Origin of the sequence: Spongiibacter tropicus DSM 19543, assembly GCF_000420325.1 — a bacterium.
Lineage (GTDB): Bacteria > Pseudomonadota > Gammaproteobacteria > Pseudomonadales > Spongiibacteraceae > Spongiibacter > Spongiibacter tropicus.
Genome location: NZ_ATUS01000001.1, coordinates 1,656,063 through 1,671,290 on the forward strand (window position 1 = coordinate 1,656,063; position 15,228 = coordinate 1,671,290).

The following is a 15,228-nucleotide window of genomic DNA, read 5'->3' on the forward strand; positions in this document are numbered from 1 at the left end:
GGAAAATACGCATTTGCCACTCAGCGAGTCACACCTACCATGAATGTCTGCCAATCCCCCGGCCGGGAAGACTGGGGCGGGCACTCAGAGCGGAGAGAGCATGGGCTTAGGCAAATACAAACCGGGGCAGCGCGAGCTGACGGGCGTCGGAATCGACACGCCCGGCGGGCCTGTATGGTTGTACAAAGCCGCGCTGATCGCCTGTCTGGTGCTGATCGTTGGCGTTGCCATTTTTGTCGACATGCTCAACAGCCGCTACGAGCAGCTTAACCAGCGCGACGCCGTTCGCAGAGACCTCAGTGTGGTCGTCGCCCGCCTTGAAAGCAGTATTATGGGCGATATTCAGGCGGCAAGGGCACTGATCGCGGCCGTTCGCTTGAACCCCGAACTTGAAAAGACGCAGATGGATCAATATGCCGCCCCCCTGCTGGAGGGCGAGAACAATCTGCGGAGTCTGGCGGTCAGCCGTGACTATCGACTCGACTACGTCTACCCGCTCAAAGGCAATGAGGCCGCACTGGGCCTGGACTTTCGCGATCACCCGAAACAACTGGCCGGCCTGCAACGCGCCCTTCAAAGCGGCCAACCTCAGCTCGTCGGTCCGATCAATCTCGTACAAGGCGGTCAGGCGATTATCATTCGACTGCCGGTTGCCAGTCGCCCCACCGCAGGCGGCGCCAACTATGCCGTATCGGCCGTTATTGATATCGACTCATTGATTCGCGACACCCTGGGCGACAGCCACGGCGTCAGGCTCGACGTTGCCATCCGCACCTTTAACAGCAGCGAAGGCACCAGCGCCTCCATCGCGGGCAAGATGTCTCTGTTCGATCCCGCGTCAAACCCGGTGTTCAGTCAGGTCAGCCTGCCTTACAGCCAGCCTTGGCAGCTGGCCGCAACACCTGCTGGCGGCTGGCCCGCAGAAGCGCTTTTCACGCCTTTCCGGCTCGGGCTACTAGCCGCATCGCTGTTCATTTTTGGCGGTATTTTTGCGATCTCCTGGCTGATTCAGCGACGTCAGGAAAGCAACCAGCTTCTGGAGCGTCTGTTTGAACTGTCGCCGATCGGCATCGTTCTCAATGAGTTTTCCTCCGGACAATTTATTTCCGCCAACTCCGCTATGCGGGAACGGCTGGGCTACAGTTCCGCCGAGTTTGCCCACCTCAGCTATCAGCAAATCACGCCCCCGGATTTCGATGAAAGTGACAAGCGCTTTATTGCCACGCTGCACCGGGACGGTCGGATGGGCCCCTATCGCAAATCACTGATCCGCCGGGACGGCAGTCTGATGCCCGTTGTCATCAACAGTATTCTGTTCAACGACAGTCGTGGGCGGCAGCTGATCTGGTCGATGATTGAAGATATCTCCGACAGCCAGCGCGCCGAGCAGGCCATGGCCCGGCAGCAGGAGATGCTGGAGTCCATGAGCGTACAGGCCCGCATTGGGGCCTGGGAGTACGACGTCGCCTCTGGCGAGTGGCGCTGGTCGGAAATGATCAAGGAAATCTGCGGTGTCAGTGACGAGTTTGAGCCGGACCTGGTATCCACGCAGGACTTCTATACCAATGACGCCATGCGCGACGACTTCCGCCGTGGCATTCGCCGCGCGATCAAGTACGGCGAGGCATTCAGTAAAGAGCTGAAAATTCATACCCAGGATGGTCGCTCGCTGTGGGTACGCGTGATCGGCAATCCGGATATGGAAGAGGGCCGCTGCCTGCGCATTCACGGTTCCTTCCAGGATATTGACGAGCAGAAGCGAGCGGCGGAGGCCTTGATCAAGGCCCGTGACGACGCCGAGCAGGCCGCGCGGATCAAGAGCGAATTCCTTGCCACCATGAGCCACGAAATTCGCACCCCGATGAATGGCGTGCTTGGCATGCTGAATCTGCTGGATAATTCACGACTCGACTTCGAGCAGGAACGGCGGGTCAGCATCGCCCGCAGCAGCGCCAGATCGCTGCTATCGCTCATTGATGATGTTCTCGATTTCTCGCGGATCGATGCCGGTAAGATGACGCTCGAAAGTCAGCCCTTCAAACTGCGAGAGCTGATTGAAGAAGTCTGCGAAAGCATGTCACTGCGCAGCCAGGAAAAAGGCCTGGAACTGATTATCGACGTCAGCCACATCGAGGTTGATACGGTGGTAGGCGACTCTGCCAGACTGCGCCAGGTACTGACTAATCTGCTGGGCAACGCGCTGAAGTTCACTGAAAAAGGTGAGGTTATCGTCGCCGCCAGCCTGCACAACAACGGTCGGAATTGGCAGCTGAACTGCCATGTACGGGATACCGGCATCGGCATTTCTGCAGAGAAACAGGACCAGTTGTTCACGGCATTTACGCAGGCCGATGCGAGTACGACTCGTCGCTATGGCGGCTCGGGGCTGGGACTGAGTATCAGCCAGAAAATCTGCGAAGCCATGGGCGGGAAGATTACCGTGACCAGTCTGCCGGGCGAGGGCAGCGACTTCTGCGTGACGCTGCCGCTGGAGAAAAGCCCCGATGCAGAAACTGACGGCCAACCCGCTGCCGGCAAACGTATCTGGCTGGTGGAAGATAATCAGAGCACCCGTGAGAGCCTGACGCGTCAACTTCAACGCTGGGGCGCCGAGGTGATGTGCTCCACAAGCAGTGAGCAGGCCTTGAGCCAGGCGGAAAGTGGCAGCAATCAAATCGCCAACATCGATCTGGTGATTATCGACCGTTATATGGAAGGACTGGACGGAACCGAACTGGTTCAGTTTCTGCGTCAGGAACCGCTGCTCTCGCAACTGCCCATCGTATTGCTGTGCAATATCGCCAGCGAGGGCACTGAAACGCATTTCCGCTCACTGGGCTTTGACGCCTGGTACCCCAAGCCCATTACTACCGCCAATCTGCGCGAGATGCTGGCGCTGGACCCGATGACCGCGTCACCCATGAATGCCCGCCCACTTCAACGCGATACGACGTATGACAGCGAGCAACTGAGCGGTCGTCGTGTGCTGCTGGTTGAAGACAACGCCGTCAATCAGGAAGTGGTCCGCTGCCTGCTCGACGAGCTGGGGCTTCAAGTCACGGTCGCCGGAGACGGGGAGATCGCCCTGCGACTGCTAAAGCAACAGCAGAATGACGACTCTCCACCCTTTTCAGCGATCCTGATGGACTGCCAGATGCCTCACATGGACGGCTATGATTGCACCCGCCATATTCGTGCCGGCTTGGCAGGAGAGGCCGCCCGCCAGCTCCCGATCATTGCGCTGACGGCCAATGCCTTGTCTGGCGACCGGGAAAAATGCAGCGCAGCGGGTATGGATGATTATCTCAGCAAACCCATTGAGCCGGAGCGGCTGCAAAGCAAGCTGATTAATTGGATTGCGCCGACAGCCCAAGAACGCTGCCCAGCACTGGAGGACGGCACCTGCCCCGAGCAACGGTGGAATGGCGCGAAGGCACTGGAATCAGTAATGGGGCAAGAGAAAACCCTGAATAAACTGCTGCTGATGTTCAATGACTACAGCCGGGAGCAGCAAAGCGCGCTGCGGGCTGCCGTCACCCAGGCCAACATTGAGGACATCGTTCGTATTACCCATGCGCTCAAAGGCAGCAGCGGCCAGTTGCAGGGAACAGCCTTGCGGGATGCCGCAGCGGCACTGGAACTCGCAGCCAGCGAAAACAACTGGGAAAAAATTCACTTCCTCTACCCGCAGTTGCAGCAGCAGTGGCAATTGCTGTGCGACTGCTTTGAACGGCACTTGAGCCGCCACGCCAGTCCTATTCGCCAGCAAATGAACAGCTGAGCCCTCTCCGGCGACGCAGGCGAGGTATACTCGCCGACATGTCGCATACCACTCCCACTCATTGGCAAAAGACCCTGCAGCAGATCGATACGATGCTGCAGGAGCACGTGCTGCTTTGGCAGGCGGAGCATGCTCGCGACCACCGTGCGGCTCAGAGACAGTCCCGTTATGCCTCCCTGTTTGAGGCGCTCCGGCGACTGAGTGACGACGACGTTTGGCAATTGCAGGGCGATGATCTTGCCCTGCTGAATACGCTCCAGCTACACTTTTCCTCCGCCCGCGATATCGCGCGGCTGATTCACGTTCCCGGCGCAGAGGCATTGAGCGCCGTCGAGCCCCCGCCCGGCCTGCCGGGCAAAAAGTGGCAACAAGTCCAGGCATTTCTCAACGGCCTGCGTCCTCGGCAACAGCGCGTTGTTGAATGGTGCAGCGGTAAAGGACTGATCGGTGAGGCACTGTGCCTGCCGCCCTTTTTGTCGCCAGAACTGTCGATAGAAGGGCTGGATATAGATGAGCATCTGGTCTCAGCAGGCAATCAGCGCGCGCAGAAATATCAGCAGCCGCGCCGCCTCCATCAATGCGACATTTTCAGTCGAGCCAGCGAGCAGTGGCTCAGTCCAGCCCACACGGTGTTTGCGTTGCACGCTTGCGGCGGTCTGCACCAACATTTACTGGAACGGGGCTGCGAGCAGGGTGTCGCCCAAATCCTGCTGTCGCCCTGCTGCTATCACCGTTTTGTTGATCGCTACGTACCGCTTTCAGCGCAACTGAAAGCCTCTCCACTCGCGCCATCGACAAACGACCTTCGCCTGGCCGTTAGACAGACGGCAACAGCTCGACAGGGCGAGCGGGAGGCAAGGCGGCAACTGCAGCTCTGGCACCTCGCCACAAAGCAATTCGCGGCGCGCCGGGGAGTGTCGATGTCGAGCTATCGCAGCCTGCCCCACAGCGCGGCAAAACGCGGCTTCGACTATTTTCTGGCGCAACAGCTCGACGCCAATCGGCTGCCCAACAAGCTGGTCAGTGACGGAGAGCGAAAAGAACTATTGGACGACGCAGAGAGGCTGCTGTGTGATCAGGAGCGGCGCGAACTGGCGGCCATGATGTTTCGGCGTCTGCTAGAGTTGCGCTGTGTGCTCGACAGCGTGGTCTATCTTGAGGAACACGGCTATGCGGTTGCGCTTGATCGCTTCTGCTCGCCCCAGCTAAGCCCGAGAAACCTGCGAATTCACGCCTGGCGAGGTGCGTCAGCGATCGGCGGAATATGACTGGCTGACACTGCGGCCGTTCCCGTCGGCCGCCAGATACTCTCGACTATCCACCCAACCGCTCTCCGTATAGAAGCCCCAGTGCCGAATCTTAGGCCCCGTAACAAACAGCGTTAAGCTGTCTGGCGATTGCAGGGCCAAGCGGTGAGGAGCCCGCGACATACGCGCGGTGACACTGCCCTCCCGCAACAGGCGATGTCCCTCTGGCATGGTCTCATCGATCTTTCCGCGCAATACCACCGACAGATTGAACAGCCACGGATGATCGTGCAGATGCGTATCGGGATCATCGGCCTGAACGTGGTGCAGATAGAGGTTAAACAAGCGGTTTTTGGGAATCACATGCCAGCGAGTCAGGTAGCGCTCACCAATGGTTTTGGCAGGTGGACGCTGCATGACTTGATCCGCGCGCTGCTGAAGATATCGGAGGACTGGCAAGGGTAGTTTCATAAACAACATCCAAGGCGACCATCTTGCGAACGGCCACTATTGCGAAATGCGCAAATTACCAGATGGCCGATAAACCGGCCACCGGCGACGTCAGGCAAATTGATCCAGCGCTTCAAGAAACGGCATCATGGCGGCACTGCTGTCATAGTCGGGATATTCGCCGCGCATCAAGCCGGCTTCAGTCAGCGCCGCAAGCAGCATACGGGCGTAGAGTTCGCGGTCGCGCTCACTCAACTGGCGATCTGGCCACATGGCATCGAGGCGCATCTGGGCTTGCTGAACAACACCGCTGCCACGCAGCCGCTCACGCCCCAGCACATGGGGAGCGTCGAACAGCACAACCTGCACGAAGCCCGGAACATCACACATCGCCATAAAACGGCGCCAGGACTCAGCTAAACCTGCAGGCTCGCCATTGGCGCCAGGTTGTTGCAGACGCGCAAGCAACTCCTGCTCATAACTGTCGGTCACTGCCTCAAACAGCGCTTCTTTGTTGCCAAAGTAGTGGTAAATCGGCCTGATGGTAGTCCCGGCCTCACTGGCAATATCTTCAAGCGCCGTGCCTTGATAGCCTTTTTCACCAAAGAGCTGGCGGGCACAGGCCAAAACCTTGCCTTGGGTTTCTTCACGCCGTTGCGCCTGGGTGCGTCGTTGGGTATGTGCCAAAAATGCATCTCCGCCTGTCGGGGGCGACAGTGTAGCTTGCTTTTTGCAACAATGATATGTAGCGTTATTACATATAATTAAAAGCCAATTTGAGATCGCCTCATGCCCCATCCCGCAAACGCCACCCCAATGGATCGCGAAGCCGCTTTACAGCATTGCTTCAGTCCCGCCACGCTCAACGGAATCACACTGAAAAATCGTCTGATTAAAGCGGGCACCTTCGAGAACATGACCCCTGGAGGTCGGCCGTCTCAGCGCCTGGAAGATTTTCATTGTCGACTGGCAGACGGCGGTGTCGCGATGACCAATATTGGCTATTGCGCGGTAACCGGCGACGGCCGGCTCAATGAAAATATGATGTACATGCACGAGGGCATACGCGGCGAACTCAGCTCACTGATCGACAAGCTTCACGCACGAGACTGCAAGGTATCCGGCCAAATGGGGCACTGCGGCGGCTTCTCGAAAAACCGCGAACTCAAACGTAAACGACCGCTTGGCCCCAACTTCGCGGTCAATGGCCTGGGTGTCGGTTGTGGAATGTTCTTTGCCGATGGCATGACACATGCCGATATTGATGAAATGGTCGCCCAGTATCGAGACGCCGCCGGCTTTATGAAATCCGTGGGCTTCGATTCACTGGAAATCCACTTCGGACACGGTTATGGACTCTGCCAGTTTATCAGCCCCAAAACCAATAAGCGCAAAGATGAGTACGGCGGCAGTCTGGAAAATCGCATGCGCTTGCCGCTACGTGTGCTGGCCGCCGTACGGGAGGCAGTGGGTGATGACTACCCTATTACCGGGAAGATCAGTATGACCGAAGGCGTTCGCGGGGGTATCAGCTACGACGATTCTGTCGAGATCAGCAAGCTGCTTGATAAGGGCGGGATAGACGCCATCGTGTGCAGCGGCGGCACCAGCACCATGAACCCGATGATTATGTTCCGCGGCGACAATATGCTCCAGCCGATGCTGGACAACGAAAAGAGCTTGATCATGAGGTCGATCCTTCGCCTCGCAGGAAAAAGCCTGTTCCGCGACTACCCTTATGAAGACCTGTATTTTCTCGATCAAGCCAAGCGTATCCGCGAGGCGGTGCAATGTCAGACGATCTATATCGGGGGCGCCAACGGCAACGATAATTTCGCGGAGCTTATGCAGGCCGGCTTTGACTTTGTGCAGATCGGCCGCAGCCTGTTGAGCGACCCGGATCTCCCCAACCGCAGCGCCGCCGACATCGGCTACCGCAGTCGCTGCCTTCACTGCAATGAATGTGTGGGGACAATAGAAAGCCCCCAAGGCATTCATTGCACTCGCTTCAGCCTATGATTCCCGGCGGTTCGCCAAAGCAGCGACGATGAACAACGGCACAGCAAACATCGGTAGACACCCGGGAATATAGAAACCGTAAACGATAAAGGCTTCCAAACCCGTTTCAGGCACAATCAGGCGCTTTTGCACAAACAAGGCGTTGATGATGGGGCCGATGATATTGGCGTAGCAACCCAGGATCAGCGCCCAGCGGCCGACGCTGACCATCTTTCCCACGCGATAGATAGCTGGCCATGCGGCGGCGATGGCGATCACGGCAATACCGTTCAACAAACCTTCCATATGCGCAAACCGCCAGCTTGCATAGAGCGGCGTGTCGTTTGGTCCTGTCGCGGCGGCGACGGAAAAGCCGATCCCCGATAGCAAACCGAGAAAAAGAATGATCAGGCCGTGGCAAACCAGCGCCTGCTGTTGTGCTGTCGATTCCTGTTTCACAGACATAATGTCCCCTTTTTATTGTTATATCCGGTAGCTCTGAACACCGCTGTGAGGCGTATACCGCAGAGTTCAGCAGGCGAGATTATGGCGGTTAATGATGGTTCACCACAAGACGCAGCTCCCCAGCAAAATCTGTCCGGCCTGCCAGCGCCCCTTTAACTGGCGGCGGAAATGGAAGCACCAATGGGATGAAATCCGTTACTGCTCACAGCGCTGCCGACAAGCGCGGCGAGTTCACTCGGAAAAGTAGACGTCGAGACGAAATGTCAGACTTGCTTCTGCGTCCCAGCCATCCTCCCGCGCAAAATAGCTTTCCGGACTGACCGTCAGAAATACCCAGTCTTCGTGTATTCGCTTTCGGTAGTTAATGCCGACAAAATAAGCGGTGAGGCGCGCGTCGTTCTCTGTGTTGAATAGCACACCGCCGCGGTATTCGATCGATGTGCGGTCGGTTAAATCCGTACTGAGTGCGAGCATCTGCAAATGGTCCCAGTAGTCTTTATTGTCTTCAAACTCCAGAACGGTGAAATACCTGAGCTGACTCGCGCTCCACAGCGGTCGGCGCATATCGTACTCCGAAGTCGCCCCCCAACCGCGATCGCGATACCACCAGAACTCCTGCTGAAACTCTCGTCGCCATAAGCCCCAATCGTTAAATGGGCGCCGCAACCGCGTCCTGGCAAAAGGCACTAACGGCGCGCGTACGCGTATCCCGATTCGGTTACTTCGCTTCCATTTGTGCCATTCGGAATCGGGCGTAAATTCGAGACCGGCAACCGATTCCTCCCGGCGAATCCGTTCATCTGTTGAATTGCTACGCGTACGGCCTTCAAGATTGGAATCATTATCGGCGTCACTGTTAAAAAACAGTTTTGCCTTTTTTTCGGTGTTTGGCAGATCAAACTTGGCTTTTATTCGGGCATCCGTACCCAATTCACCCTGCTCCTCCACGGTCTCCCGCAACTGGATCCGGATATAGCTTTCGTTCACATAATCGTTTGGAGGCGCCTGACTGCTGAAATAGCGATCCATGGTTTCAGCAAAGCTGACCCAACGGGCAGACCAAATATCGCGGGCCTCCTCAGCCGTACTCACGGAGCGGGACAAAAACCCATCCTGCGAATCATCCGCGATCGCGTCTTCCGCCAACACAACGGGACTGATGGCCGACAGTAACGCAACAACAGTAATGGATATTCGGCAACGAAATATAAGCCTGTCCCCTTTAGGAGGTCTTTACAGGAAACTATATAGGCTCAGCGCGTATTCGCCAGAGAGCGGGCAAAAAAAAGGCACCCTATATTGGGTGCCTTGGCGATTCAACTCGTCTGATCAACCGTCTTTCAACGCTTCCTGACGAGCCAGCTCACGGTCCATGAACTGTATCCACTGTGCGGCGTAGTCCTTGGACTTTTCATCCTTCATCGCAGCCTTGAAGGCCTTTCTCGCTCCATCGTAGTTCTGGAGGTTGAAACGGGCCATGCCCAGTACCAGATAGGCCGTATCAGGACGCTTCAGATCCCCTTTCTTGAATGCGTTTTCGATAGCCTGTGCAGACTTCTCAAACTCATCGTTGTCCAGGTAGATGCTGCCCAAACGTGCCCAGAGCTCGCCCTTATCAGACTTGGCTGCGGCTTTTTCCATTTCAGGAATCGCACGTTTGACTTCCTGAGCCTGGCGCCATGCGTTACCCAGCAGCTCCAGGTTTTTGGACGTCGACGGAATCGCGCCAGCTTTAATACCTTTATCCAGAACTTTGGCTGCCTTGTAAGGCACTTCCTGAGACAGGAACAGATAAGCCATATTGATCAGCTCTTTGTCCTTCTCAAGCATGCCTTGCTCGTAGGCGGCTTCCATTGTGGCAGTGGCTGCGAGTTCACGTTTCTGCTCGTTGTACATAGCAGACAGCTGTAACCAATAAGCCTTCTTCTGGTAGTGCTTCAGCGTCTCTTCGAGAATATCCACCACCTTGTTGATGTTGTTTTTCTCGTAGTACAGGTAACGCTGCAGCCCCCACCATTGCTCTTTGGGGACTTTGCCACGCGATTGGTAATCATCGATAGCAACTTCGATATACTTCAGCGCACGATCAAGATCCTTAAGCTGGTAATAGCCCTGTGCCAACAGTGCATAGGCGCCAGCACCCGGCTCCTCCTGCAGCGCATCCTTCGCTTTAAACCACTCCAACAGCACTTTAACGCCGTTTTTGTAGTCTTCTTTAACGAAGTAAAGCTGTGCAATGGTGTACTTGGTATTCAGTTCCATTGCTTCAGGAATGTCCGGCTGCTTAACCACGTTGCGGTAAGCGTCCAGTGCCTGATCGTACTTCTCTTGCGTGAAGTAGATGAAGGCATACATGTTGTACAGGTTGGCCAACTCATAGCTGTTGAGCGAACCACGACCTTCTTTGTCGCGCAGGTCGTTCAGCAGGCGAATAGCTTCGCTGTAGCGCTTCTCGTCTGCAGCAACTTGAGCTTCGTTCAGCTTTTCGAAGATCTTGGCTCGAATCGCCGGCGTGCGACGCGTGCTGCGCTTGGGTTTGTCTTCCTGCGCGTGGGCGGCACTGATGCCGTCCATCTGCAGAGCTGGCGCCAGCAGATTACTGGCGACCGGCGCCGCCAGCATTGCGGCAACACCCAGACTGAAGGAGCATGCCAGATTGACCAGCACCGGGCGCACGGACTTCGTGCTCACGTGAGAATCAGTCATCATTTCTCCAACTCATAGGTGAAGCGGTTCTGAATCCCCGGTACTTCAATGGGCTCACCATCCACAACACGAGGTTTGTACTTAAACTTCTCGGCTGCTTTGATGGAGGCACGCTCGAAGTAACCTGGGGGGCTACAATCCACCGGTGCGATATCGCGAGTGGTACCGGCTTTGGTTACGGTGTACTCAACCGTACAGTAACCTTCGACACCACGGCTCTGTGCACGACGCGGATAAATGGGAGCAACCTTAACGATTGGCAGATATTCACCGTCGGACGCTGACAGACCGCCTGCAGTATTGGTCATCTGCAGGGACTGTTGAGGGGCCATGTTCACCACCTCCATGTCCGGGTTTACATCTTCCATCTCCGGCTGTTCCATATCCGGCGGCGGCTCTTCAGGCTGCTGCGGCTTGTCCGGCTTGCTGTCTTTTCTGGTTTCGATCTTAGTGTCCGGCATCTGAATATCGGCCAGCTTAGTACGCGGTTTTTCATCCAGCGTCTTGTCAGCTGTCTCGATCAGATAAGGCATGATGATGAACAGCGCTGCTGTCACCAAAAATGCCAGTCCGGCACCGATCAGAATGCGAATGCTCTTCATAATCGATCAGCTGTCTTCAGTGGCCAATGAAACATCGTATACGCCTGCCGCACGGCTGGCGTCGATAACCGCAGTAACCGTCTCAGTATTCGAGGCTTTATCCGCCTGAATAACAACAGCTCCTTTTGGGTTTTCAGCGTGCATACGCTCAACAACCGAACGCACTGCGCGCTTGTCTACCCGGCGCTTATCAATCCAGATTTCGTTGGTACCGGTCACAGCAATCAGAATGTTGACATTCTCTTTCTTGCTCGACGTTGAAGCATCGGGGCGGTTTACCTCGACACCCGCTTCTTTAATGAACGACGCTGTCACGATGAAGAAGATCAACATGATGAAGACCACGTCGAGCATCGGCGTCAGGTCGATTTCTGAGGAATTCTCCTCTGCACCTGCTTTGCTATGCTTTCTCATAACTGTTCTCTTAATGATCTGTTGTCAGATGGTCTTCCAAAAGCTCATTCTCGCGCTCAGCAATACTCTTGATGTAGGTATTGATGAAAACACCGGAGAGCGCCGCAACCATCCCCGCCATAGTCGGGATGGTTGCTTTTGAAACACCGCCAGCCATCGATTTGGCATCGCCACCACCTGTTACCGCCATGATGTTGAACACTTCAATCATCCCGGTAACCGTGCCGAGCAGACCCAACAGCGGACACAGTGCCACCATGGTCTGAATCATTGGCAGGCTCGCGTTGATCTTGATGGAAACTTCCGAGATCAATTTTTCGCGAATCTGCTTGGCATTCCAGGAATTTCGCTCAGAGCGAGCTTCCCAGGTGTTAATGGCGTTGCCGACGTCTTTCGACAGCCCGAACTTGTAATACCAAACCCGTTCAATAGCGAGAGTCCACATGACGAAGGTCAGGGCGGCGATGGCCCAAAGTACATCGCCCCCAGACTCCATGAATCGTCTTATGATCTCGATCCATTCATTCAGTTGGTACATCGCTTAGTTACCCCGCGCGCCCTTCTGTGTGTTCGGCAATGATGCCGGTCGACTGCTCATCGAGCACGTGCAGAATTTTCTTGGCGCGACCGCTGACGAAGGTGTGCAGCAGTACAGTCGGGATAGCGACAATCAGACCCAGTACAGTAGTTACCAGTGCACCAGAGATACCACCCGCCATCGCTTTCGGGTCACCCGCACCGAAGATGGTGATCGCCTGGAAGGTAATGATCATACCGGTTACGGTACCCAGCAGACCCAGCAGCGGTGCAACCGCAGCAATGATCTTCAGCAGGTTCAGCGAGCGCTCAAGGCGAGGAGTCTCTTTCAGAATCGCCTCAGACAATTTCAGCTCGAGGGTTTCAGCATCCATATTTGGATTCTGCTCGTGCACTTTCAGTACACGACCCAGGCTGTTGTTGTCGTTTGCCGTGCTGCTCTTCAGCTGTGCGCCCACTTTCATGTCTTCGATAGACAGAACGACCAGACGCCACAGAGCAATCAGCAATGCCAGAACACCGACGGCCGTGATGACGTAGCCAACAACACCACCTTGGTGCCAGCGCTCAGTCAGCGTCGGGCTGTCAATCAGTGCAGCCAGGTAAGAACCACCCGTCGGACCCGTGGGGTCAACACCGAAGGGGGTTACGCCAGAGCTGGCAGACGCCAGATCGCTTGCCCAGCTGTTGTACGCACCACTTGGCTGACGAGACAGAACCGCAACGGTACCATTCTCGGGGATGTACTGCAGGTAATCGCCTTCGCTGTTAACCAAGTTGAAAGTACCCACACGAACGACGTCTTGCTGGGTCTTTTCGCCACCAGCAGTAGTCACTTCGGTGTTGAACTTAACAACACGGCCAGATTCAGTCATTTCGCGCTGAAGTTCGAACCAGATACGCTCGATTTCTTCGATGCTCGGCAGATCTTCGGCACCCGCCATTTTCTCGATCAGCTCGTCTACGAACTGCTCGCGATTGGGGTACTGAACACTAACGATAGACGTTTGGAAGTTAGAGCGCATGTCGCCAGCGGTTGAGGTCAGGTGACCAAACAGCTCGGTCAGGGTACCCAGACGCTCTTTCAACTGACGCTGTTTCTCGGTCAGAACAGTTTCGTTCTCTTCGAAAGTGTCCTCCAGTCTGGAAGAACGCTTCTCTTCAGATTCCAGCGTCTTGTTGGCCTCGTCGAGCATTTTCTTCTGCTCGTAGCGGGCATTGATGAAGCGCTGCTCACGGGCCTTCTGCTCACGTGCATCGCTCGCACCGCCCTGTTTGACCATTTGCAGCAGTTCGTCCAGCGACTTGGCTTCTTGAGCCATCACTGGGCTGGTGGCAAAAGCAATTGTGCCGCCAATTGCCAGTACGGCGGCTTTCAACAGATTACGTTTCATTATTTAGCAGCCTCCGGAGCCGGAATCGGGAGTTTCATGATGTCGATAGACGCTTGCTTACGGGCAATACGCAGACCTTTCTGGATTGCACCGCGGTAATCACCCGCGTCCAGCTCAACCCATGCACCCTGAGTTTTATCCCAGGCACCTGAGTGCTCACCATCTGTTGTTTGGTACAACAGACCAATACGACCAATGCGCAGGAAGTTCACGTCGCGCTCTGCGCCGTTAACCGTTGCGACACCTTTATAGCTGTCGATTTTGCGGCCGTATTCATTTTCGATTTTGTAGGCTTCCAGCACTTGGCGGAATTTCTCCGCGATGCTGATATCTGAGCGGTCCATGCTGCTGCGCAGGAATTCAACACGCTCTTTGCGCTCGTCGATGTGAAAGGGCACGTCCAGATCAACAAACTGCTCCAGGCCATCGATCATGCGGATCAGCAGCGGAGTGATTTGGCGTTGGATAACGGTAGCTTCATCAACCGCCTTTTCCAGACTGGCGATACGACGCAGCTGACCAGCAATCTGCTTCTCAAGGCGAGCGTTGTAGACGCGAAGACCATCAACCTGCTTCATCACAGTTTTGTAGTCTTGCAGCAAGTCGCCCGTTTCCGCAGCCAGGCGGTCGATGCGAACTTGTGACGCCTGTGCAGATTTGGTGCGCTGCTCGCCAACCTTGACGACTGCACTGACGGGAACAAGCGGCTTGGCAGGCTTAACCTGCTCAGCAGCGTCCTGTTCAGCGGAATACGCAGACGACGCCGCTAACACACTGGCTGTCGCAGCGACCGCCAGCGCGATTGATTTCAATCGATGCATTTTCATGGGAATTGCTTTTCCTATTTGGGACGTTTAGTGAAAGCAGAGCTTATTATCTATCTGTCAGCCGTACGTACGACCAGTCTCAAGACCGTGCTTTCATACAGCGGGACTTATTTTAATCACGGGCATTCTCAAGAATCAACGAGAAAGCTAAATGTTTCGTAATATAAAATTTAGGAAAAACAGGGGGGCAAAATTTGTTACTCCAATGTAGTTTATGGTAACAAATTGAAATATTTAGGTAACAAAAGGAGCGTAGTATATTCTGCCCCCCAGGTTACAAATCGAGCAATATTCAGCGACTCAACGTCTCGACAACAGCACGAAGGCATAGGCCGGCTGATCAGCCTCCTCCGGGTAACACTCTCGAGACACTTCTTCCCACTCGCCATCAATCGGCGGATAGAAGGCATCACCAGCGACCCTAACGGCCACCTCTGTCAGATAAATCCGCTCCACCATCGCCATACTCTGGCGGTAAAGCGTCTCTCCGCCGATCACAAACACCTCGTCAACACCATCGCGCCGAGCAATAGATTTGGCGGCGTCGAGCGCCGCCTCAAGACTGGCGACAAGCTCCGCCCCATCTGCACAAAAATCAGACTGTGACGACACCACGATATTGCTGCGCCCCGGCAGCGGACGACCGATAGACTCCCAAGTCTTGCGCCCCATGATGATCGGCTTGCCCATGGTCAACGCCTTGAAATGCTTCAAGTCGGCCGACAGACGCCACGGCAGGGTGTTTTCGACGCCGATAACACGGTCATCGGCCATCGCAACGATATGGGCAACAGCAATACTCACAAC

The 15,228-nt window shown here is 55.5% G+C and carries 15 protein-coding genes; 4 read left to right on the forward strand and 11 right to left on the reverse strand.

From position 1 onward, the window contains the following. Positions 1-100: 100 nt before the first annotated feature. A complete protein-coding gene (locus G411_RS21375) occupies positions 101-3,781 on the forward strand; it encodes a response regulator (protein ID WP_022958609.1) in 3,681 nt (1,226 codons plus the stop codon). A 38-nt stretch (positions 3,782-3,819) separates the two neighbouring features. Next, positions 3,820-5,049 carry a methyltransferase gene (locus G411_RS0107720; RefSeq protein ID WP_022958610.1) on the forward strand — a complete coding sequence of 410 codons (1,230 nt, stop codon included), beginning with the start codon at positions 3,820-3,822 and terminating at the stop codon, positions 5,047-5,049. On the opposite strand, the gene G411_RS0107725 is transcribed toward G411_RS0107720, so the two are convergent. Further along, entirely contained in the window at positions 5,029-5,445 is a 417-nt protein-coding gene (locus tag G411_RS0107725; protein WP_051151264.1) for a hypothetical protein, read from the reverse strand. The two genes, G411_RS0107720 and G411_RS0107725, sit on opposite strands and share 21 nt — an antisense overlap. Positions 5,446-5,589: 144 nt before the next feature. Then, positions 5,590-6,165, reverse strand: a complete 576-nt coding sequence (locus tag G411_RS21380; RefSeq protein WP_022958612.1) for a TetR/AcrR family transcriptional regulator — start codon at positions 6,163-6,165, stop codon at positions 5,590-5,592. Between the two features lie 102 nt (positions 6,166-6,267). Between G411_RS21380 and G411_RS0107735 the strand changes: the two genes are divergently transcribed. After that, positions 6,268-7,497 carry an NADH:flavin oxidoreductase gene (locus tag G411_RS0107735; protein WP_245542372.1) on the forward strand — a complete coding sequence of 410 codons (1,230 nt, stop codon included), beginning with the start codon at positions 6,268-6,270 and terminating at the stop codon, positions 7,495-7,497. On the opposite strand, the gene G411_RS0107740 is transcribed toward G411_RS0107735, so the two are convergent. Then, positions 7,492-7,941, reverse strand: coding sequence for a styrene oxide isomerase (locus G411_RS0107740; protein ID WP_022958614.1), 450 nt, complete (start codon positions 7,939-7,941; stop codon positions 7,492-7,494). The two genes, G411_RS0107735 and G411_RS0107740, sit on opposite strands and share 6 nt — an antisense overlap. A 94-nt stretch (positions 7,942-8,035) precedes the next feature. Between G411_RS0107740 and G411_RS21840 the strand changes: the two genes are divergently transcribed. Further along, on the forward strand, positions 8,036-8,188 hold the full coding sequence (locus tag G411_RS21840; RefSeq protein WP_084495471.1) for a DUF2256 domain-containing protein: 153 nt from the start codon (positions 8,036-8,038) through the stop codon (positions 8,186-8,188). Here G411_RS21840 and G411_RS0107745 read toward each other — a convergent pair. From G411_RS0107745 to G411_RS0107780, 8 genes are all read right to left on the reverse strand, one after another. Continuing rightward, positions 8,173-9,090: a hypothetical protein gene (locus tag G411_RS0107745; RefSeq protein WP_022958615.1), complete on the reverse strand. Its 918-nt coding sequence runs from the start codon at positions 9,088-9,090 to the stop codon at positions 8,173-8,175. The two genes, G411_RS21840 and G411_RS0107745, sit on opposite strands and share 16 nt — an antisense overlap. Before the next feature lie 180 nt (positions 9,091-9,270). Then, positions 9,271-10,647 carry a tetratricopeptide repeat protein gene (locus G411_RS0107750; RefSeq protein WP_022958616.1) on the reverse strand — a complete coding sequence of 459 codons (1,377 nt, stop codon included), beginning with the start codon at positions 10,645-10,647 and terminating at the stop codon, positions 9,271-9,273. Then, positions 10,647-11,249, reverse strand: a complete 603-nt coding sequence (locus tag G411_RS0107755; RefSeq protein ID WP_022958617.1) for an energy transducer TonB — start codon at positions 11,247-11,249, stop codon at positions 10,647-10,649. Before G411_RS0107755 ends, G411_RS0107750 begins: the two co-directional genes overlap by 1 nt. 6 nt (positions 11,250-11,255) lie before the next feature. Further along, a complete protein-coding gene (locus tag G411_RS0107760; RefSeq protein WP_022958618.1) occupies positions 11,256-11,663 on the reverse strand; it encodes an ExbD/TolR family protein in 408 nt (135 codons plus the stop codon). Between the two features lie 10 nt (positions 11,664-11,673). Next, positions 11,674-12,201, reverse strand: coding sequence for a MotA/TolQ/ExbB proton channel family protein (locus G411_RS0107765; protein WP_022958619.1), 528 nt, complete (start codon positions 12,199-12,201; stop codon positions 11,674-11,676). 7 nt (positions 12,202-12,208) lie between these two features. Then, entirely contained in the window at positions 12,209-13,594 is a 1,386-nt protein-coding gene (locus G411_RS0107770; protein WP_022958620.1) for a MotA/TolQ/ExbB proton channel family protein, read from the reverse strand. Next, positions 13,594-14,421 (reverse strand): DUF3450 domain-containing protein, encoded by an 828-nt coding sequence (locus G411_RS0107775; RefSeq protein WP_022958621.1) that lies wholly within the window; start codon positions 14,419-14,421, stop codon positions 13,594-13,596. The genes G411_RS0107770 and G411_RS0107775 overlap by 1 nt, the downstream gene beginning before the upstream one ends. Before the next feature lie 300 nt (positions 14,422-14,721). Beyond that, positions 14,722-15,225 carry a dihydrofolate reductase gene (locus tag G411_RS0107780; RefSeq protein ID WP_022958622.1) on the reverse strand — a complete coding sequence of 168 codons (504 nt, stop codon included), beginning with the start codon at positions 15,223-15,225 and terminating at the stop codon, positions 14,722-14,724. Positions 15,226-15,228: the final 3 nt, after the last annotated feature.